17 protein-coding genes are annotated in these 21,238 nt (G+C 70.2%); 8 read left to right on the top strand and 9 right to left on the bottom strand.

What is annotated here, in order from left to right; translation table 11 throughout:
• Positions 1-331 precede the first annotated feature (331 nt).
• Entirely contained in the window at positions 332-709 is a 378-nt protein-coding gene (locus VK611_05605) for a hypothetical protein (protein ID HMG40782.1), read from the bottom strand.
• Between the two features lie 7 nt (positions 710-716).
• The gene (locus VK611_05610; GenBank protein ID HMG40783.1) at positions 717-1,436 is read right to left on the bottom strand and encodes a response regulator; all 720 of its coding nucleotides are present in this window, start codon (positions 1,434-1,436) and stop codon (positions 717-719) included.
• Between the two features lie 740 nt (positions 1,437-2,176).
• Here VK611_05610 and VK611_05615 point away from each other — a divergent pair.
• Both VK611_05615 and VK611_05620 read left to right on the top strand, forming a co-directional pair.
• Complete coding sequence (locus VK611_05615) at positions 2,177-3,709, top strand: hypothetical protein (GenBank protein HMG40784.1); 1,533 nt, start codon at positions 2,177-2,179, stop codon at positions 3,707-3,709.
• Between the two features lie 902 nt (positions 3,710-4,611).
• Positions 4,612-5,346 carry a hypothetical protein gene (locus tag VK611_05620; protein HMG40785.1) on the top strand — a complete coding sequence of 245 codons (735 nt, stop codon included), beginning with the start codon at positions 4,612-4,614 and terminating at the stop codon, positions 5,344-5,346.
• A 95-nt stretch (positions 5,347-5,441) separates the two neighbouring features.
• Here the strand turns inward: VK611_05620 and VK611_05625 are convergent, their stop codons facing one another.
• A complete protein-coding gene (locus VK611_05625; protein HMG40786.1) occupies positions 5,442-7,931 on the bottom strand; it encodes an ATP-binding protein in 2,490 nt (829 codons plus the stop codon).
• Positions 7,932-8,340: 409 nt separating this feature from the next.
• Here VK611_05625 and VK611_05630 point away from each other — a divergent pair, with 409 nt between their 5' ends.
• Positions 8,341-8,799 (top strand): roadblock/LC7 domain-containing protein, encoded by a 459-nt coding sequence (locus tag VK611_05630; protein HMG40787.1) that lies wholly within the window; start codon positions 8,341-8,343, stop codon positions 8,797-8,799.
• A gap of 120 nt (positions 8,800-8,919) precedes the next feature.
• Here VK611_05630 and VK611_05635 read toward each other — a convergent pair whose 3' ends face one another.
• The 5 genes from VK611_05635 to VK611_05655 all read right to left on the bottom strand — a co-directional run bounded on the left by VK611_05635 (position 8,920) and on the right by VK611_05655 (position 15,546).
• Entirely contained in the window at positions 8,920-10,596 is a 1,677-nt protein-coding gene (locus tag VK611_05635; GenBank protein ID HMG40788.1) for an ABC transporter substrate-binding protein, read from the bottom strand.
• 16 nt (positions 10,597-10,612) lie between these two features.
• On the bottom strand, positions 10,613-12,673 hold the full coding sequence (locus VK611_05640) for an ABC transporter ATP-binding protein (GenBank protein ID HMG40789.1): 2,061 nt from the start codon (positions 12,671-12,673) through the stop codon (positions 10,613-10,615).
• Complete coding sequence (locus VK611_05645) at positions 12,670-13,530, bottom strand: ABC transporter permease (GenBank protein HMG40790.1); 861 nt, start codon at positions 13,528-13,530, stop codon at positions 12,670-12,672. The genes VK611_05640 and VK611_05645 overlap by 4 nt, the downstream gene beginning before the upstream one ends.
• A complete protein-coding gene (locus VK611_05650) occupies positions 13,527-14,471 on the bottom strand; it encodes an ABC transporter permease (GenBank protein ID HMG40791.1) in 945 nt (314 codons plus the stop codon). The genes VK611_05645 and VK611_05650 overlap by 4 nt, the downstream gene beginning before the upstream one ends.
• Before the next feature lie 277 nt (positions 14,472-14,748).
• The gene (locus tag VK611_05655; protein HMG40792.1) at positions 14,749-15,546 is read right to left on the bottom strand and encodes a TauD/TfdA family dioxygenase; all 798 of its coding nucleotides are present in this window, start codon (positions 15,544-15,546) and stop codon (positions 14,749-14,751) included.
• A 158-nt stretch (positions 15,547-15,704) separates the two neighbouring features.
• Here VK611_05655 and VK611_05660 point away from each other — a divergent pair, with 158 nt between their 5' ends.
• The 3 genes from VK611_05660 to dmpG are packed head-to-tail and all read left to right on the top strand — an operon-like array spanning position 15,705 to position 18,387.
• The gene (locus tag VK611_05660; GenBank protein HMG40793.1) at positions 15,705-16,481 is read left to right on the top strand and encodes a 2-keto-4-pentenoate hydratase; all 777 of its coding nucleotides are present in this window, start codon (positions 15,705-15,707) and stop codon (positions 16,479-16,481) included.
• Positions 16,478-17,365: an acetaldehyde dehydrogenase (acetylating) gene (locus VK611_05665; GenBank protein HMG40794.1), complete on the top strand. Its 888-nt coding sequence runs from the start codon at positions 16,478-16,480 to the stop codon at positions 17,363-17,365. Before VK611_05660 ends, VK611_05665 begins: the two co-directional genes overlap by 4 nt.
• A gap of 5 nt (positions 17,366-17,370) precedes the next feature.
• On the top strand, positions 17,371-18,387 hold the full coding sequence (dmpG, locus tag VK611_05670) for a 4-hydroxy-2-oxovalerate aldolase (protein HMG40795.1): 1,017 nt from the start codon (positions 17,371-17,373) through the stop codon (positions 18,385-18,387).
• Here the strand turns inward: dmpG and VK611_05675 are convergent.
• Positions 18,362-19,579 (bottom strand): CoA transferase, encoded by a 1,218-nt coding sequence (locus VK611_05675; GenBank protein HMG40796.1) that lies wholly within the window; start codon positions 19,577-19,579, stop codon positions 18,362-18,364. The two genes, dmpG and VK611_05675, sit on opposite strands and share 26 nt — an antisense overlap.
• A 196-nt stretch (positions 19,580-19,775) precedes the next feature.
• Between VK611_05675 and VK611_05680 the strand changes: the two genes are divergently transcribed.
• A complete protein-coding gene (locus tag VK611_05680) occupies positions 19,776-20,693 on the top strand; it encodes a VOC family protein (GenBank protein ID HMG40797.1) in 918 nt (305 codons plus the stop codon).
• A 1-nt stretch (position 20,694) separates the two neighbouring features.
• Complete coding sequence (locus VK611_05685; GenBank protein HMG40798.1) at positions 20,695-21,213, top strand: aromatic-ring-hydroxylating dioxygenase subunit beta; 519 nt, start codon at positions 20,695-20,697, stop codon at positions 21,211-21,213.
• The last annotated feature ends 25 nt before the right edge of the window (positions 21,214-21,238 follow it).

Genomic DNA, 21,238 nt, shown 5'->3' on the forward strand with positions numbered 1-21,238 from the left:
AGCACGTGGTCACAGTTTGGTCACAGACATCTTGGATGCTCGGTGGGAGCTGCTTCCTCGAAGCGGTTGGCTGGGGCTGCGACCGATCTGCAGTCAGTCAGTCGGAGGCAGCACCGGACCTCAGGGTCCGACTGAGCTCGACCGTGTGGTCGTTCGAGCCGCCTCCCGGAGCCGCCCGAGATGCGCCGATCTGTGCGGATCGCGTTGCCTCTGCAACGAGGACCTTATGTGCGGCCGATCCCCATGCCGATCCCTCCGAGACACTGATCATCGATCACGGTCGCTGCAATTTGCCGGAGAGTCAGATCCAGGCGGACAGGGGACGGAGTCCTCATTCTCGAGGCTCAATCTCCGGTAGCGCCACCGCATCTGCGAGCGACTCGAAGAACTTCTCTGGATGTTTGTGAAGATCAGGAAAGCGTCCCAAAGCTTGCACTTCCATTGCGCTGAGATGCCGTGCATGGAACACTGGCTCGCCGTTGACGTGATATTTAAGCACAGCGAGGGACCCGAATGTTATACAGGCTGATGGCACCTGTTCGAGCGCTCGAACGAGGTTGGCGACGGTCTCACCCTCCTTGCTGCTGACTTCGGCCTGATGCTTGTCGAGCAGTTGTACACGCAACATGCTCTCCATCTGCGCCAACCGCTCGCGGGCCTCCCGCGATGTCAACCCCGACTTGGCCCTCTCGCGCCAGATCCGAAACACCTGGCAGTCACCTGACCTCGACGGCCTGGCCATAGCCGAGGTGCTCAACAAGTTCGACGACATGCCTGGTCACATCCCCGAGGATGTCCTCGTCATCGGACTGGACGTAGATCCCGATCTGGATATCGACGGCACGCAAGGCGTCATCCATATGGAGGTCCCCGGCGATGACCTTCTCGGCGATCACGCGCATCGTCACCCGGTCGGACATGGCCCGCTTCTGGATGAACGAGAACGCGTCGCTCTCACCGAGACGGTGCTCGTCCATGAGCCGGCCCTTGGCGCGGTCGACGATCTTGCGGGTCTCGAGCTGCTCCTCGAGGTTGACGGTCTGGTCGGCCAGGGCCCGCATCTCGTTGAACCGGCCCAAGGCCACCTCGACGGCGGGGATCAACTCGTTGCGCTCGAACGGCTTCACCAGGTACGCCAGCGCCCCGGCGTCGCGCGCCTGCTCGATCAGGTCGCGCTGGCTGAACGCCGTCAGGATCAGGACCGCGGCCCGGCGGTCGCCGGCGATCTCGCGGGCCGCCTGCAGCCCGTCCATGCCCGGCATCATGATGTCGAGGATGGCCAGCTCGGGCTCGTGCTCACGGACCAGCCGGACGGCCTCGTCACCCCGACCGGTCTCACCGACCACCTCGTAGCCCTCCTCCTCGAGGGTCTCCTTCAGGTCGAGACGGATGATGGCCTCGTCCTCGGCAATGACGACGCGAGTTGCCAAAGACATTCCTTTCGCTCTTACGGAGAGTATCAGAACCATTACTGCTCAAATTCGAGCGGGCGGATGCTTGAGGGTGCCCGCAAACACCCCGCAGAGAGCCCAGAACATCGTCCTCGGCCAGAGCCGCCAGCCAACCAGAACCGGCGATGTCGAGTGCTAGGACGACGCGGTTGGCATCGGTGCAGGCTGCTGGGGTGGGGCGGCGAGAATGTTTGGCATGGCGGCGTTGGTGGTGACCGGGCCGCCCGGGGCAGGGACGTCGACGGTGGCTCGGATGCTGGCCGATGGCGCAGCGCGGAGCGTATTGGTGGAGGATGATCGACGCGTGATCAGAACGAGGTGATGACCACGGCGGCGGCTGCCGCAATTGGTGCGTTCGCCCGGGCCGGTGAACCACGGTCAATGACGGGATCAGGAGCGATGGTTCCTTGAACACGGACACCGCCCCTACGGCTCGGTCGAGTCCGCCGACGGCGGCGTCTGCGGACTCGGGCAGATCCACCAGCAGCGGCACGACCAACAGCCGCACCATCGCCAAGGCCAACACGAGCAACGGCAGCTCGGTCGCCCTTTCGAAGCGCTCCAACGCCGCCCACCGGTGCCCGTCGTCCATCCGCTGGAGACTTCCCACCCCGCCCCGCGTGTGGTGGACCGCTTTGAGTATGAGATCGCCTCATCGGCGGAGTGGGAGGCAGACGCAAAGCAGAGGAGATCATCGGTGAATGGGACTACGGTAGCGAACCGAAATGGACCAAGAGCCAAGTCACTCCGCTGATCTCGCCAATATGAAGGCCCTTGAAGGGCCGCTCCGCCGTCGTCAAGACGTCCTTATAGCGATGTTCGACGATCCAAAGCTAGATCGACTGCGCGCCCGCACGCCCAGCCACCCCGCGGTCCTTCAGTTTGACTCGATCGAACAGTATCTCGACCAAGGCCTCCTGTATCCTGACGAAAGCGGCATGGTTCGCGAGCTAGCTACCGCGATGCTCGACGAGGACTACTGGATAGCACCATCAGATCCTGACGACCATTGGTCGTTCATCGACGACCGGCGAGCACGAGACTCGGTCCGATCTCGGATCGCTGACCCTGATCAGTATCACGACACAATGGCGGAGGTGGCCTACTGGTCGTGGCTTCGTTCACGAGGGCTTGACTGCCACCTCGTCGAGGACGAAGGACTGCCTGACATCCGGCTTGATGATTTCCCCGAACCCGTCTGGGTCGAGGTCAAGCGAATCAGGCTCGACTCGACTCCCCGGCGAGTACGTCAGCGCATAAGTAAGGCGAGTCATCAGATCTCAAACGCGACGCCGCAAAACTCGGGGGTAGTTTTCATAAGCATCGACCGAGCGATCGTGAGAGTGGCGCTCGATGATAAAGTCCCAAGTGACATCGAGGCCTACGCAGCGGAGGCTCGGCGCCAACTCGGTAGCGGTTCACGGCATGCTGGAGTGGTCATCCTCACTTGGGATGATCTGGTCATTGATGGTGTACCAGGATCCGAGATCTCATACGAACTTCGCCGCAGGTCACTTGTTCTCGAGCATCCGAACCCTGCCAGCACTCTCCCTATCACCCCGACGACCATCTCGCCGTCAACCCGCGTGTCGATGACCGTCAGCCTCCTCGAGCTCGGCCAGGTGTCCTCTGTTGGGCCTCGTTTGAGTCACGGAGACCTCATTGCTGGCCCTGGATTCCGGGATTTTAATGCACATGTAGACGGCGTGAGAGCTGAACACGCTATAACCGCTGCCTTGAATCCAGATGCCGAGTACCAATATGTCCTCGAACGCAGCACTAAACTATCGCAGTCGATAGTGACGCGACGCGTCATAACGACAACACACCCTTACACGTTATTGATCTTCGTCCATGAGATAGCGGGTAAGCGATTCGAGCTTGGCCACTCCTACAAACTCTATGACGATGGAGGCTCGCTGGGCCTGTCCCGAGACCCTCTCCGGGCGTTCCATGTCCTGATTCACCGGTTTGGCGCCCTATTTGGGCTTCGAATGCGCCCCGATGGAGAAATCGTACTCACCCGATTCATCAGGCGGGCAACAGTTCCGACGTCCTCACCAGAGCCTCTAAACCTCCTCACGGAGGTCATCATCTCTCCTAAGGACGAGCATCAGCATCTTGAGTCCGGCGCAGCACTCATCGACTGGGACCCTCTCCCCCAGGGAGGCCTGGTGACGATCGAGTGGTTCTACCAGGTCGACGTCAACAAGTACCGGCGGGCGGTACGTAGACGCTCTGCTGACGGCTCGCCTTGATCCGGTAGACCCCGGGGGGCATCGGCGTGTTGCCGACAACCGCGCCGACGAGTCCGGCGACCATGACTGGGACTGGATGGCGTCAGACAACGCGCGGCCTGCGCCCAGCTCTTCGGAGGCACTGCGCTCGACCGAGGCACCGCCCGCCCGCTGTCAGGTCCAGTCACCCCCGGCCGACCTGTCACCTAACGATGCCGGCTCGGGGAGGGCGCCCACAACCACAGCGCCGGTCCCGTCGAACCCAGCGCGTAGCCGGCGATCCCAGGCACGGTGGAGGGCCAGCTCAACCGCAGCCCGCAGTGCCGGGTATCGGTGTCAGAGGACCGACTCGAACCCCCACGGTGACGGTCGGCACCACTCTGAGGTGTGACCCGTCAAGGGTTCGAAGACGCACATAACCGCGCCCGCCCGGTCACTCAACTTGCGCGAGATAACCGGCGATACCGCGAAGCGGTCGTCGCGGGAACTACGACGGGGCAGGGCAGGAGCTGGTGCCTCGTCACCGAGCGGCGAACGTCCGGCGTCGGTGTGTGGTCACGAAGTGGTCACAGACGGGGCGCAACACGGAGGTACGGAGGGGGAGCGGCCGGGAGGGCGGCGAGGGCGTTTGGGCAGCTCAGGGGTATTGGGCGAGACGAGGTGGTACAGGTGGGGAGGGGCCCAAGGTGAGTTGGAGTCCTCGCCCCCGAGCAACCCCAAGACCCCAGGTCACAGAACTGGCCATCCAGATTCCCAGAGGTCCTCGCCCGAGCGGGGAGCAAGCCCAGGTCTCTGACCTGGGCTTTTGTCTTCGGTGAGTATTGGGGGTCGATTTCCTACAGCTCAGGGCGGTGTGTCCGACACCAGTGGTGGGAGGCCCGACGGGGCCACATCCCGGGTGTCGGGTTTGCAATGATGGCTGGATGCTGGCTGGGGACTGGGACGGGTCGACGATGAGCCGCGCCCTTCGGGGCATCGCCGCGGTGGTCGTCTTGGGGGTGGGCGCCCTTGCCTGTGGCGACGGCGGCGGGGACGACGAAGCGCCGTTCGCGACCGCGGGGGCCACCACGGCCGGCGACACCGGCCTCCCGTCCTGCCGCGAGGTCAACCGGGCCGTGGTCTTCGTCGTCTTCGGCGGCGCCACGTCCGGAGCGGACGGCGAGGCCACGAGGTGGGTGAACGACCCGGAGGCCGAGCCCGCGGCCCGGCCGAGGGCGGCGGCGGTGGCCGGCGCCTACCGTGATGTCGGCTACGAGATCGTGTACGTCGCTCTGCTGCCGTCGGAGACGCTCATCGGCGACCGGCCGGTGGTGGACGCCGTCACGGTGTGGCTGGGCCTCAACGGCTTCCCGGTCGGCGAGCGCGTCCGGGTGTGGGCGCCGCCGGGTGACGGGTCGGGCGATCCGTCGGTCGCCTTGATCGAGGAGCTGGCCCGCCTGGGCGCCGCCGGTGTCGATGTCGACGCCGGGTACGCGGGCGACCAGGAGACGGTCTTCCCCCTGGTGTCCGGCGGCGTGCCCCGGGACCGGGTGTTCATGGTTGGCGCCACCGGCGGCGAGGTGACATCGGACAGCGACACCTCGTCGACCCCGCTGCGCGACGAGGACCTGTCCGCGCACGTGGCCGAGGTCCAGGCCCTCGAGCAGATCTGCGAGTAGCGACCGCCTACGCCGCCGCGGCCAGCCGGACCGGGAGCTCGAACCAGTCGTGCGGTACCCGGCGGCCGAGCACGTCCCGGTCGAGCAGGTCGATGTCACCCAGCCTGGTCGTCGGCCGCCGTCCCGGCCCCCTGGCTCGGGGGCGGCGGCGCCTCCCCACTCCCGTCGGCCGGCGCCGGCGACGGCGGCTCTGCACCGGGGCCGTCGGGACCGTCGGGGCCAACCGCCCGCTCGTCCTGCTCGCGGGCGGAGGCGTACCGCCCCTTCTCCAGGCCGGCGGAGAACTTCGACAGCGTGTCGCGCACGTAGCGCGCCCGCTGCGCCTCGCCGATGGCGGTCCTGTCGATGGCCGAGGCGGCGGGCCGGGCGCGCCCGGTGGGGAGGCCCGGGGCCGGGCCCGGGGCCGTCGGCGGCGGGGCTTCGGGCTGGTGGAGGGTGCCGAAGTCGATGTAGAACTCGGCCTCGCCCACCCGGTAGGTGTCGATGGTCGGGGCCAGGGCGGCCCGGCCGCCGGGGTGGAAGCCGCGCGTGGCGATGGGCGTCGGGGCGGCCGGCACCGGCGGGGCGGCGTAGGCCCCCGGGCCCGCGGGCACCGGGACCGACGACTCTTCCGGGCTCGACAGCAGGCTCGGGGGCAGCGTCACCGTGGCCGTGGTCCCTCGGTGACCGGAACTGTCCAGGCGGACGGTGATGCCATGCCGGCGGGCGATCATGCCGGCGACGTAGTGACCCAGGTACTGGGAGGGGGCCACGGCGAACGACTCCTGGCCCGCCAGGCGCTGGTTGGCCCGGCCGACGGCCTCGGCGGTCATGCCGATGCCCGAATCGGCGACGGTGATGGTGAACGCGCCGTCCTCGCGCGCCGACGGCGGCAGGCCGCGGTCACCGGCGTAGGGGTCCAAGGGCCGGTAGCGGCCGCTGATCTCCACCCGCAGGTGGGGCGGGGAGAAGGCGATGGCGTTCTCGACGAGCTCGGCCAGCAGGTGGGCCAGGTCGGCGACCGCGGACCCGACGACGGCAGCCGGCTCGACGCCGAGGATCTCCACCCGCTCGTAGTTCTCGGTCTCGCTCAGCGCCGCCCGGACGACGTCGCTGACCATCACCGGCACCCGCCACACCCGGGGAGGTTTGAGGCCGGCCAGCACCAGCAGCGACTCGGCGTTGCGCCGCATGCGGGTGGCCAGGTGGTCCAGCCGGAACAGGTTGGCCAACGTGTTCGGGTCGGTCTCGGTCTGCTCCAGCTCGGTGATGAAGTCGAGCTGGCGGCCGAGCAGGGTCTGGTTGCGGCGGCCCAGGTGCACGAAGCTGTCGGAGATGTTCCGTCGCAGGGCGGCCTGCTCGGTCGCCAGGCCCAGGGCGGAGTCCTGCACCGTGGTGAGGGCCTGGGCCACGTCGGACACCTCGTCCCGGGTGCGGATGTCTATGGGCTCCAGTCGGGGGGCCTCGATGGTCTCGCTGGGCGGGGCGTCCAGGATTCCCTGGACGGCGCTGGGCAGCCGCTCGCCGGCCATGGCCATGGCCTGCTGGGTGAGCGAACGCAGCGGCCGGGTGATCGAGCGCGCCACCAGCGTGGTGACCGTGGCCAGCACCAGCAGGACGGCCAGGCCGACGACGGTGAACGTGGTCTGCGTCTGCTGCGCGTCGCCGTTGATGTCGTCGACGGCCTGCCCGATCTGCTCCTCGGCCGCCTCCCGCAGCTTGTCGTAGCCGAAGGCGTCCTCGTTGCCGGCGTTCGCGAACAGGCCGCCGACGTCCGGGGCCCCCGAGTCGAGCGCGGTCGCCACCAGCTCGGGGTAGACCTGGATGTGCTCGCTGGCGAACAGCATCGCGACCATCTCGGCATAGTCGCCCTCGCCGTTGAGGCGGATGATCTGCTCGCCGGAGCGGAGGTCCCGCAGCAGCGAGGCGACGTCGACGTACTCCTCACCGGTGTTGACGCCGTCGGCGTCGCCGGCGAGGGCCGCCACCACCAGGCTGTAGGTCAGCAGGGCGATCGTGTCGGACTGGCGGAGGGACTGGTCGACGATCGCCGCGCCCCGCTGGAGGGCCGGCTCGCCGACGATCAGGGACACCCGCCGGTTGGCGTCGAACAGAGGACCGGTGACCTCGCCGAACCGTGCGAAGAGGTCCTGCACGGCCGCCACGTTCTGGAAGCTGCGCGTGCCGGTGTCGGCGTCGACGTCGACCCGGAGCTGGTCGAGCTGCTCGACGGCCGCCATCGCCGGCTCGTAGATGGCCCGGACCTGCTCGTCCTCCCCGGCGATGAAATCGAGGAACTCCTGGCGGGCCTCGTCGACCAGCCGGCGGGTCTCGAGGTACCGGCCCGGCCCGACGCTCCGGATGAGGTCCTCGGCGTCGAGCAGGTACACCGCGGTGTGGTTGCGCTCGTCCACCACCAGCTTCAGGAAGCTGCCCGGGCCCGTGACCGCGGCGGCCAGCCGGGCCTCGGCCCTGGCCTCCCGGGCGTCCTGGCGGACGCTGACGACTTGCGAGCCCCCCAGCGCCAGGAGGAGTGTCACCGGCAGCAGGAGGACCGCCACCAGCTTGGAACGGACCGGGAACTTCGCGTTGCTGATCCGGGCCATGACGCGTCTAACGCCGACGCCCATCGCACCCCCAGTTTCGGTCATGTGCTCGCCCACAGAGCGACTCGTCCGGTCTGTCGACCCCAGCACGACTCGGGAATCGGGTCGCGCACCCCGCGAGTACGGTAGTACACCCCTCATCACCGTCTGGCCGCCGACGGCACGGGCGGGACGCGGCGTGGCAGACGGGCTCTAGGTGGCGAACACGCCGCGTTATAGTCACCCTCAGAGGCCTGCTCCCTTGCGTTCGTTTCGCTGGTGCATCGGTCTCGAAGTGGGATGGGTCAGCGGCCGGGGTGAAGGCCGCTCACCAGTGATCGGCGTCTCTGGCGTGTGCGCGACCGTGTGGTCGCCGCGATGCCGACACGTCCATGCGGGCAAACGAAACGCAAGGTAAAGGGGCCGGATCGTGGACGTAGGTGACGAGGGGATCCCGAACCAGTCGGACGAGTCCGAGCTCGACTGGCTGCTCGACGACTTCGTCGACCGGGTGCCCGGCGCCTTCAGCGCCGCGGTGGTCACGGCTGACGGGCTGGTCCTCTGCATCTCCGCACAGATCCCCAGCGACTCGGCCGATCAGCTCGCGGCCATCACCTCCGGCCTCGCCAGCCTCTCCGACGGGGCGGCGCAGTTCTTCGCCGCCGGCGGGGTGCGGCAGCTGATCGTGGAGATGGACGACGGCTTCCTGTTCGTGGCCCGGGTGAGCGACGGCTCGGTCCTGGCCATGATGTGCGAGTCGAGCTGCGACATCGGCCTGGTCGGCTATGAGATGAGCCTGCTGATCGGGCGGATCGGCAACGTGTTGACCCCCGAGCTGCGTGCCCGGCTGCGCCCGCCCGCCGATCTCGGCAACGTGATGCCGTCCTGAGAACGGCCTCTGAGCCTGGCGGCGCACCAGCCCCGCCAGGCTCGGGTGACGAGCGTCAGGACACAACCTGGGGACTGACGCTACGGCGTCAGGACACAACCTGGGACTGACGCTACGGCGTCAATCCTCGACGACGAACACCCCGCGGAGGAGCTCCGGGCTGGGGTCGATGTCGAGGAGCCCCGGGTGCAGGCCACCGACGTTCGTCTGGTGCCCGGTGATGGCCGCATCGGCGTACACCGGGATGATCTGGAACAGGTCCTCGGCGACCGCCCGGTTCAGCTCCTGGTACAGGGGCCGGGCGGACGCGATGTCCGGCTGGGCGCCCGCCTCCTCGACCAGGTCCCGGACCTCGGGAAGCTCGACGTCGCCGGCGTTGAAGCTCCCGTCCTCCAGCAGGTAGTTGCGAATGAACACGTCGGTCAGGGCGGCGTCGGCGCCCCCACCGATGGGAGCGGCCGGGGCGGCGTCCTCCTCGTAGAGCATGGGCAGCGTCTGTGACCGGTCGACCAGCTCCAGGTCCATCTCGATCCCCACCTCGGCCAGCTGGGCCTGGAGCAGCTCACCGAACTGGATGTAGGCCGTCGCCCCGCTGCCGATGATGGCCTTGAACTCGAGGCCGTCGGCGTGCCCGGCCTCCTCGAGCAACTCGGACGCCCGGGCCGGGTCGTAGGGGTAGAGCCCGTCCAGCTCCTCGTCGTAGGCGGGCGAGTTGGCGGCGAACAGCTGGCAGCGGGGCTCGCCGTAGCCGTTGGTCAACGCCTCGACCATGGCGTCCCGGTTGATGGCGTGGGCGATGGCCTGGCGGACGCGCACGTCGTCGAACGGCTCGAGCGTGGGGTTGACGGTGAGCCCCCGCCCGATGGTGGCCGGCCCGACCGACAGGGCGACGTCGGGCTCGTCCTCCAGGGCGGAGACGTCGGTGCCCCCGACCGAGGCGACGTCCACCGAACCCGACAGCAGGGCGTTGACCTTGGCGTCGGGCTCCACCTCGGTGAAGTCGATGCCGCCGAGCGCCTGGGCGTCGGTGTCCCAGTAGCCGTCCCACGCCCGCACCGACATCGACTCCCGGGGGAACCACTCGCCCTCGACCTGGTACATGCCCGCGCCCACTGGCGCCTCGCTGAACGCGGTGCTGCCGCCGGCGTCCCGGACCGCCTCGGGCGACGCCATCATGCCCGGCCGGTCGGCCAGCAGCTGCAGGACCGCCAGCGGCGTCGGCTCGGCCAGCTGGAGCTCCACCGTGCTGCCGTCCACCACTTCGACGCTCTCGATCGCCTCCAGCATCCCGGTGATGTTCGAGTCGGGGTCGTTCATGGCCCGGTCGAGGTTGAAGGCCACGGCCTCGGCGTCCAAGGGCGTGCCGTCCTGGAAGGTGACGTCGTCCCGCAGGTGCAGCACGACGGACTCCTCGTCGGCCTCCCACTCCGAGGCGAGGCGGGGCATGAGCTCGCCGTCCTCCGGCGAGATCGACAGCAGCGTGTCGAACACCGCGTGCAGCTGCACGTAGTCGACGCCGGCCTCCCGGATGGGGTCCATGCTCTCGGCCCGCATGGCTCCCCAGCGCAGGACGGCGGACGGGTCGGCGTCCTCGATCGCGGCACCGCCCTCGTCCCCACCCACGTCGCCGGGGGACGACGCGGCGCCACAGCCGACGGCGTCCTCCTCGCCCCCGGGGGCGTTGCTCCCCCCGCCGCCACCGTCACCGCCGCCGCAGGCTGCCGCCAGGACGGCCGCGACCACTACCAGGGCCGGCGATCGCCACCGGCGTCGACGGCGGGGTGGGGCGACCGGCACGGCCGCGCTCCGTCTCTCAAGGCTGGTCGTTGAGTGCACCGTGGGTCTCTCCCTGTTGTTCAGCGGGGCTGGAGGGCGGGGCCTCACCGTCCGGTGCGCGCCTCCGGCGCCGGCGCGGGTCCACGGACAGGACCGCGTCGTTCAGCGCCCGGGTGTACGCGTGCCGGGGACGGCGGTGGATCTGGTCGCTCGTGCCGATCTCCACGATCTGGCCGTCGCGCATGACGGCGACACGATCGCTGATGTGGCGGACCACCGCGAGGTCGTGGCCGATGAACAGGTAGGCCACGCCCAGCTCGCGCTGGAGGTCGACGAGGAGGTTGATGACCTGGGCCTGGGTCGAGACGTCGAGGGCGGTCACCGGTTCGTCGCACACGATCAGGCGCGGTCGCAGCGCCAGGGCCCGGGCGATGGCCACCCGCTGGCGCTGGCCGCCCGAGAGCGTGTCGGGCAACTGCCGGGCCGTGGCCGCGCCCAGGCCGACCAGCTCCAACAGCTCGGCGACCCGGGCGCCGACCTCGGCCCGGGTCGAGGTGGTGTGCACCTCGAGCGGTTCGGCCAGGATGGTGCCGACCGTCATCATCGGGTCGAGCGAGCTGTGCGGGTCCTGGAAGACGACCTGGACGTCACGGCGGAGCTCCCGGCGGCGCGCCCCCCGGGCCTGGCGGAGGTCGGTACCGTCGATCAGCACCTGGCCCCGCGTCGGCGCCTCGAGGCCGAGCACCAGGCGCCCGACGGTCGACTTGCCCGCCCCGCTCTCGCCCACCAGGCCCAACGTCTCCCCGGCCCGGATCTGGAAGGTCACGCCCGCGACCGCGGGGAGCAGGGAGCGGGACCACGGCCCGCGCCCGTCGCGCAGCACGTAGTCCTTGCTCAGGTCCCGGGCGTCCACCAGCACGGGCGCTCCGGGGTCGCGGTCCTCGGCCCCGGCCGGTGTGGGTACGGCCGGTGTGGGCGCCGCAGGGAACGCCGGCGGCGGGCCCAGGTCCGGTTCGGGTTCCGGCTCCGGTGCGTCGGACATCCCGGGCAGACCCCGCAGCGTGAGGTCGGCGTGGCGCAGGCAGCGGGTGGCCCGGAGGTCGCCCCCCGCCCGGATCTCGACCAGTGGCGGGACCTCGACCAGCGGCGGGACCCCCGCACGGCAGGCGTCGGTGGCATGGTCGCAGCGGGGGTGGAACCGGCAGCCCTCCGGCAGCGCCCCCGGCGCGGGGACGGATCCGGGGATGGCAGCCAGGGCTTCGCCCCGGGCCACGCTGCCGGGCTGCGCGCCCAGCAACGCCCCGGTGTAGGGGTGCCGGGGATGGTCGAACACCGGGGTGACCGCGCCCCGCTCCACGATCTGGCCGCCGTAGACCACGGCCACGTCGTCGGCCATCTCGGCCACCACCGAGAGGTCGTGGGAGATGAGCAGCAGGGCCATGCCGTGCTCGTCCTGCAACGAGCGCAGCAGGGTCAGGATCTGCGCCTGCACGGTGGCGTCCAGTGCGGTGGTCGGCTCGTCGGCGATCAGGAGCCGCGGCTCGCACGAGATGGCCAGCGCGATCATGACCCGCTGGGCCATGCCTCCGGACAGCTGGTGGGGGTAGTCACGCAGCCGCTTCGCCGGGTGCGCGATGCCCATCCGGTCGAGCAGGCCGGCCGCCCGCTCGCGGGCGGCTCGGCGGGACAGGCCGGTGCGGGCCCGGATGGTCTCGATCAGCTGGCTGCCGACGGTGAACGACGGGTCCAGGCTCCCGATCGGGTCCTGGAACACCACGCCGATGTCCCGGCCCCGGACCGCACGGAGCTGCCGGGGCCCGAGCGTGGTGAGGTCCTGCGCGTCGAACCGGACGTGGCCGCTCACGCGATGGACACCCGACGGGAGCAGGCCCAGCACCGACAGCGCGATCAGCGTCTTGCCCGACCCGCTCTCGCCCACCAGCCCCAGGGTCCGGCCCCGATCGAGGGCGAACGCCACGTCCTCCAGCAGCGTCACGCCGCCCCGGGCCTCCACCCCCAGGTCGCTGACCGCGAGGAGCGGCCCGCTGTCGCCGTCCGGCGACCCGGCGGCCACGGGACCGGGTGAGAGCGCCGTCACAGCCGCCCCTCGACCCGGTCGGCGTCCCCGCGGGCCATCGCGTCGCGCAACCCGTCGGCGACGGCGTTGAACGCCAGGGTCAGCACGGTGATGGCGAGGCCGGGCACGAGCACCAGCCGCGGCGTGTCGTTGACCGCCCCGAACCCCCGCCGCAGCAGGCTCCCCAGGCTCGTCTCCGGAGGCTGGACGCTCAGCCCCAGGAAGGCCAGCGTGCCCTCGGCCAGCAGCGCGAAACCGAAGGTCATGGAGGCCTGCACCACCAGGGGCGGCGCCACGTTGGGCAGGACGTGGCGGCGGATGATGCGCCCGGGCCCGGAGCCGACCACCAGGGCCGCCTCCACGTAGCTCTCCTGGCGCACGGCCAGGGTCTGCCCGCGGACCAGCCGGGCGAAGAGGGGCATGAAGGCCACCGACAGGCCGATCATCGCGTTGAGGACGCTCGGGCCCAGCAACCCCACCACCACCATGGCGGTGAGCAGCCCGGGGAACGACAGGACGGCGTCCACCATCCGCATGAGGACCTGGTCGGTCCGGCCCCCGAAGTACCCGCTGCACAGGCCGATGGCCGTGCCCGCCACCACCGCGAGCGTGACCGCCACCAGGCTGGCCCACAGCGAGGTGCGGAGGCCGTAGAGCAGCTGGCTGAAGGTGTCCTTGCCGATCATGTCGGTGCCCAGCCAGTGGTCCTGCGACGGACCGGCGCGGAACTCGGACGTGGCCTCCTCCAGGCCGTAGGGGCTGATCACCGGGGCCAACAGGCCGGCGAGCCCGAAGGCGGCCACGACGGCGAGGCCGACGACGGCGGCGGGGCGGCGCACCAGGCGGGCCACCGTGCGCCGGAGGTAGGAGTCGCTCACGCCGGCCGCGCCTTGGGGTTGGCCCAGTAGTAGAGGATGTCGACCAGCAGGTTCGTGGCCACGACGACGACGGCGGTGACCAGGACCACGCCCTGCACCACCACGAAGTCCTGGTTCAGGATGGCGTCGAGGGCGTAGCTGCCCAGGCCGTGGAGCTCGAATATCTCCTCGACGACGACCGCACCGGCCAGCAGCTGCCCGATCCGCAGCCCGACGATGGTGAGGACCGGCAGCGAGGCGTTGCGCAGCGCGTGCTTGCCGACGACCACCCGGGGGCTGAGCCCTCGGGCGGCGGCCGCCCGGATGTGGTCCTGCTGCATCACCCCCACCAGCGAGGCGCGCAGCTGGCGGGCGATCTCGGCGCCGCCGACGACGGCGAGCGTGAGGGCCGGCATGAGGATGTGACGGGCCCACTCGTCCGGCGAGTCGCCGAAGGGCACGTAGCCCCGGGCCGGCAGCCATCGCCGCTCCACCGCCAGCAGGTAGACCAGCATGGTGGCGAGCCAGAACGCCGGCGCGGCCAGGCCCACGGAGACGAGCGCCAGCAGGGCCCGGTCCAGCCACGAGCCGGGCCGCAGGCCCTGGGCGATGCCGATCGGGATGCCCAGGGCCAGTGACAGCGTCAGGGCGGCGATGCCGAGCGAGGCGGTCACCGGCCAGCGGCGGCCCAGCTCGTCCGCCACGGGCCGGCGGGTGGCGGCCGACACGCCGAGGTCACCGCGGAACGCGTCCCCCAGCCACCGGACATAACGGACCGGCGGCGGGTCCTCCAGGTTCAGGTCCCGGCGGACCTGGGCCACCTCCTCGGAGGAGGCGTCCGGGCCGGCCACGGCATAAGCCGGGTCCCCCGGCATCAGCTGCCCGAGAACGAACGTGCCCAGGGTTATGAGCAGGATGAGCGGTACCGCCGACGCCATCCGGCCCACCGCCACGCGCAACATCTCGATGCCCTCCGGCCAGCGTCAGGCGTCGACGGCGACGTGTCGCCCACGACAGCCGCGTTCCGGTGATGCCGTGACGACACGCATCTGACGCCCTCCCCTCCCCAACGATCCCGCCCACACCCTAAGGCGTGTACGCGACCATTCGGTCACGTACCGGTGGCGTCGACAACCGATGGTGAGCCGCCGTGGACCGACGTGCGGCGGTCGGCGTCTCGGAGCCGACGCGCTCCGCGGCGTTCGTGATGAGCGGATCGGATGCGCCGGTGGGCCAGGGTCAGCGAGGCGGGCCGCCCACGAGGGTGCATCGGTGCATCGTCCGCGTGCCGTCGTAGTCGGGTACCGCGTAGTGCTGCGTTGCGTAGTTGCTCCAGAACGCGAGCGTGCCGGGTTCCCAGCGCACCCGGACCTGCAGGTCGGGTGACCGGATGGTCTCGAACAGGATCGACAGCACCCGGTTGCTCTCCGTCTCCGACAGCTCGGTGATGCGCGCTGTGAAGGTCGAGTTCACGAAGAGCGACCTGCGGCCGGGCGAGTTGCCGCCCAGCACGACTGGATGCTCGGAGGTGGACAGCGTGAACGGCTCGCCGCCGCGTTGCTGCTTCTGCCGTTGCGCGGCGACGTGGTGGCTGTCGTGCTGCGCGGTGAGCCCGTCGACCAGGCGCTGCATGGCGGACGACAGTGATGCGAACGCGGCGTGCGTGCTGGCCCAGAGCGTGTCGCCGCCCACGGCCGGTCCTTCGACGAACCGTAGGAGGGAGCCTCGTGGTGGCGTCGGCTCGAACGTGGAATCGGCGTGCCAGCTGGAGGTCGCTCCCTTGATGCGTTCGCTGATCACCGTGACCTCGGGGAACCCGTCGACCGCGCCGGCGTACTGCGTCTGGTGCAGCTCTCCGAAGCGAGCCGCGAAGGCGCGCTGCGCGGCGACGTCGACGTGCTGGTCGCGGAAGACGAGGACGCCGTGGGTCTCGAGGGCGCGATCGATGGTGGCGATCGTCTCGTCCTCCTGCGCCACCGACAGGTCGATCCCGACCACCTCGGCTCCGCAGTGCGGTGTGATCGGGGCGAGCTCCATGCTGCGCATCACACCACCGGTGCCCGGCGACCGGGGAGTGTGCGTTCCGACCTTCGGGCCGAGGCCGTGCCAGCAGGGTCGGGGGCCCGGCCGCCGGGGTTCCGTCGTTCGGAACGCAGGGTGGTCGGATGCGCGGGCCTCGGCGATCATGCTCGTGGATGAACGCCACCACCTCGGCAACCGCCGCGGAGCTCCTCGGTTCCGCGAGGCGAAGCCGCACCGCGATCCCTCCTCTCACCTCGACCTTCCCTGACTTCACGGTGGACGAGGCCTACGGGGCGCAGCTGGTCAACGTGCGAGAGCGGCTCGAGTCCGGCGCGAGGATCGTCGGTCACAAGGTCGGCCTGACCTCGGTCGCCATGCAGGAGATGCTGGGCGTCTCGGAGCCCGACTACGGCCATCTGCTCGACGACATGGCGGTGACGGGGTCGGTCGAGGCCGGGCGGTTCCTGCAGCCTCGGGTCGAGATCGAGATCGCCTTCGTCCTCGGTGAGCCGCTGAAGGGCCCGGGCGTCACCGAGGCCGACGTGCTGGCGGCCACCCGGTTTGTCGCTCCGGCGATCGAGATCATCGACAGCCGCATCGCGGACTGGCAGATCAAGCTGGCCGACACCGTCGCCGACAACGGCAGTGCCGGCGGCTTCGTCGTCGGCGACGTGCACACCCCGCCGTCCGAGGTCGACCTGCCCGCCGTGTCGGCCACACTCTCGCTGAACGGGCAGGAGGTGGCCACCGGCACCGGTGCCGCCGTCCTCGGGGATCCGGCCACGGCCGTCTGCTGGCTGGCCAACAAGCTGGCCGCGTTCGGCGCGTCGTTGGACGCCGGCCACATCGTGCTGCCGGGATCGTGCACGAGGGCGTTCGACGTACGGGCCGGGGATCAGGTGGAGGCACGCTTCGAGGGGCTGGGCTCGGCAACGGTCGTGTTCGAGTGAGCGCGCCCCCTGTGCGGGCGGTCGCTGCCATCGTCGGGCCGGGCAACATCGGCACGGACCTGATGGAGAAGCTGCTCAGGTCCGAGGCGATCGACCTGCGGTACATGGTCGGTGTCGACCCGGCGAGCGAGGGGCTGGCTCGTGCCCGGGCCCACGGGATCGAGGCGTCGACGGAGGGGGTCGACTGGCTCCTTCGGCAACCGCTGCCCGACCTGGTCTTCGAGGCGACGTCCGCCTACGTCCACGTGCGCAACGCTCCCCGCTACGAGGAGGCGGGGATCGCAGCGATCGACCTCACGCCGGCGGCGCGCGGACCCTACGTCGTGCCCACGGTGAACCTGGTGGAGCACCTCGAGGCGCCCAACGTCAACATGGTGACCTGCGGTGGCCAGGCGACGGTGCCGATGGTCCACGCCGTGTCACGGGTCGCGCCGGTGGAGTACGCGGAGATCGTCGCGACCATCGCGTCGCTGTCCGCGGGCCCGGGGACGCGGGCCAACATCGACGAGTTCACCTTCACCACCGCCCGGGCGATCGAGCGGCTCGGCGGCGCGGCGCGCGGCAAGGCGATCATCATCCTCAACCCCGCCGAACCGCCGCTCATGATGCGGGACACGATCATGTGCTCCATCGGTCCGGACACCGACCGCGAGGCGCTGGAGGCGTCGATCCGCGCCATGGAAGCAGAGGTGCAGTCGTACGTGCCTGGCTACCACCTGCTCCGGGAGCCGCAGTTCGACGACGAGAAGGTCACGATCTTCGTGGAGGTGCGGGGTGCCGGTGACTTCCTGGAGCCGTACGCAGGCAACCTCGACATCATGACCGCGGCCGCCACGAAGGTCGGTGAGGAGATCGCGAAGGCCAAGACGAAGGTGGCGATGTGACACCCATGCTCCCCGACATCGATGTGCGGATCACCGACAGCTCGCTGCGTGACGGCTCGCACCACATCGGACACCAGTTCACGCCCGAGCAGGTGCGTGCGGTGGTGACCGCGCTCGATGCGGCCGGCGTGCCGGTCGTGGAGGTGAGCCACGGCGACGGCCTGGGCGGCTCGTCGTTCACCTACGGTCGTTCCGCCATCGACGAGCGACTCCTGATCAAGGAGGCAGTCGCCGCGGCCAGCCGGTCCAAGATCGCCTGCCTGCTGCTCCCCGGCGTCGGCACCACGGAGGACATCAAGGCCGCCGCCGACCTCGGCGCGACGGTCATCCGGGTGGCCACGCACTGCACCGAGGCGGACATCGCGGTCGAGCACTTCTCCACGTGCCGCGAGCTCGGCCTCGAGACGGTCGGGTTCCTGATGATGGCGCACTCGCAGCCACCGGAGGCGCTCGCCGCGCAGGCCCGGGTCATGGCCGATGCCGGCTGCCAGTGCGTCTACGTCACCGACTCCGCCGGCGCTCTCGTGCTGGAGCAGGCCGGCGACCGGGTGGCTGCCGTCCTGGCCGAGGTGGGCGGCGAGTCGACCGTCGGGTTCCACGGTCACGAGAACCTCGCGCTGGGCGTCGCGAACACCATCCAGGCGATCCGCGCCGGTGCGGCCCAGGTGGACGGCTGCACCCGCCGCTTCGGCGCCGGCGCGGGCAACACGCCGACCGAGGCGCTGGTCGCCGCGTGCGACAAGCTCGGGATCAAGACCGGCGTCGACGCCCTCGCGATGTTCGACGTCGCCGAGGACGTGGTGCGCCCCATCATGGACGAGGAGCCGACGCTGTCGCGGCTGGCGCTCATCATGGGCTATGCCGGGGTGTACTCGAGCTTCCTCAAGCACGCCTACCGGGCTGCGGAGCGCTACGGGGTCTCCGGGGCGGACATCCTGCTGGAGTGCGGCGAGCGCAAGCTCGTCGGCGGGCAGGAGGATCAGATCGTGGAGATCGCTAGCGAGCTCGCCGAGCGACGCTGACCGCGACACCGGAGCGTTCGAGCTCGGCGATCTCGACTTCGGTCAGGCCGGCCTCCGCGAGCACCTCCTCCGTGTGCTGCCCGCGGACCGGTGCCGGCCGGCGCAGCCCGCCCGATCCCCCCGAGAAGCGCACCGGATCGGGGATGTGGTGGTACGCGCCTGACAGCGGGTGGTCCACCTCCGGGAGCTCGGCGGTGATCTGATCGAGGGGCACCACGAGCCCCGCCGGAATCCCGTGCTCCTCGCAGAACGCGGTCCAGAACGAGGTGCTGCGCGTGGCGATGACCTCGGCGAGGACGGCGTAGAGCTCGTTGGCGTGCTCGATGATCGCCTGGCGGCTCTCGGTCATGCCGCTGGCGACGACGTCCCCTCGGCCGTCGATCTCGAGGACGGCCTTCCACTCGCCGGGCGAGTAGGGGAGGACGCAGATCCAGCCGTCCTGGGCGGCGAAGGGCCGCCGGTTCTCCGCGAGGACCCGGGAGTACCCGACCGGCCCGGTCGCCGGCGACGGGATCGCCCCGGAGCCGTGCTCGACGAGCATGAAGGAGCGCATGACGTCGACCATCGGCACCTCGATCCGTTCGGCGGTGCCGGTGCGGTGACGCCGGAACAGCGCGGCGCACACGGCGTAGACGATGGTCAGGGCCGAGACCTTGTCGGCCAGGATCGTCGGAGCGAACCGCGGGGTCCCGGAGCTGAGGGCGAACGAGTCGGCGAGCCCGGACACCGCCTGGATGACGTCGTCGTAGGCCGGCCGATCGGCGTCGGGGCCATCGGACGGGTAGCCCTGGGCCTGGCAGTAGACCACGTCGGGCCGCACGGCCCGGACGTCGTCGAAGGTCAACCCGAGTCGGGTCAGGCTTCCCGGGCGCAGGTTCGTGACGAAGACGTCGCACGTCGCGGCGATCCGCAGCAGGGCCTCGCGGCCCCGTGGGTCCTTGACGTCGAGTGAGATGTTGCGCTTGTTCCGCAGCAGGTTCAGGGTGACGCCGGAGAGGCCGGGATGGGGCCCGGCGTCCATGAGGCGGTTGATGTCGCCGTTGGGGGCCTCCACCGACACGACCTCGGCCCCCAGGTCGCCGAGCATCTGCGTGGCGAGGGGCCCCATGATCACCGACGAGAGGTCGAGCACGCGCACCCCGGCCAGCGGTCCCGTGGCCGGCAGGGGTTCGTCGTCGCTTGCGCTGTCCACCGTTGCTTCCCTTCGCTCGGCGTTCGGGGTGTGGAGGGTACGGAGCGCCGGGCCGGTGGCAAATGCCGCGTTCCACGCCCCGGAACGCCGCGGCCTGCCGGGTCGTGCCCCGCACCCTGTTCCCATGGTCGGAACGGTTGGTTGTCACGCCCCGCGGACAGCGGGCAGCATGAACGCGGGCTGAGAAGGAGCATCAATGCACTTGGTTCAACGTCTCGGGTATCTGAGCATCGGGGTGGCTGACCTCGACGCGGCCATCGACTTCTACGCCCGCTACGTCCGCCTGGACCTCACCGAGCGGGTCGGCACGACCGCGTTCATGACCGGTGGCGTCGAGCACCACTGGATCCGGCTCGAGGAGGGTGAGCGCACGGGCGTCAACCGGGTCGGCTACGAGGTCGCCGACGAGGCGACGCTCGCCGAGATCGCCGAACGCCTGCGCCGGTCCGATCCCGGCATCGAGTACACCGAAGGCGGCGACTTCGGCAAGGAGCGGGTGCATCGATGGCTGCGGTTCGAGGATCCGTCGGGGTTCCCCCTCGAGCTCTTCGTCGGCATGGCGGAGCGGCCGGTGCCGCCGGTCAGCTCCGGTGTCGCCCTCGACCGCCTGCTGCACGCCGGCTGGAAGGCCAGGGACTTCGACCGGACGGCTCGCTTCTACCAGGAGACCCTCGGGTTCAAGGTCTCGGACTGGCTGGGTGACACGGTGGGCTTCTTCCGCTGCGCCAACGGCTTCCACCACAGCCTGGTGCTGGTCCGGAGCCCCGACGGCGAGACGAGCTTCGACCACCTGTGCATCAACGTCGAGTCGATCGACGACGTCATGCGCTTCCGCCACAACGCCGTCGACCACGGCGTCGCTCTGCGCAGCGACCTGCTCCGTCACCCCACCTCGGGCTCGATCTCGGTGTACATCCGTGACGAGGAGCGCGGGCTCGCCATCGAGTACTGCACCGGCCACGCCGTCCTCGACGACGAGACCCACCGGCCGCGGCGGCTCCCCGTCGGGGCGCAGACGGCCGACGTCTGGCGGGTCCCGCTCCCCGAGCCGCGGATCGCCTCTCCCACGGGTGCAGGCGACCGCCCCGCCGAGCTCCCGTCGCTGCGCAGCTGAGATGGGACCGACCACCGCTGCACCGGGGCGCGCCCGCGATCGCGATCTGCGCCACGAGGCCGAGGACTTCCTCTACGACGAGGCGGCTCTGCTCGACGCCTGGCGTCTCGAGGAGTGGCTCGAGCTCTTCCTGCCGGAGTGCCGCTACGTCATCCCTGCCACCGACCTGCCCGACGGCGACACGTCGCGGGACCTCGCGCTGGTGAGCGACGACCGCTTCCTGCTCGGGGAGCGGGTCCGGTCGCTCCTGAAGCGGAGCGCGCACGCCGAGTTCCCGCACTCGCGGACCCGTCGGCTCATCGCCAACGTCCGAGCCGTCGACCACGGCGCCGAGGGGATCGTGGTGACGGCCAACTTCGCCGTCTACCGGGTCCGCCGCGAGGTGGTCGACTGCTACGTGGGGGAGTACCGGCATCAATTGGAGCGGGGCACGGACGGCGAGCTGCGGTTCCGCGAGCGCAAGGCCGTCCTGGACCTCGACGCGCTGCGGCCGCACGGCAAGGTCTCGATCATCCTGTGACCCGGCGGCTCGAGGGCAAGGTCGC

The organism is Acidimicrobiales bacterium (assembly GCA_035316325.1).
In the GTDB taxonomy this organism is placed as follows: Bacteria; Actinomycetota; Acidimicrobiia; order Acidimicrobiales; family VFJN01; genus DASXTK01.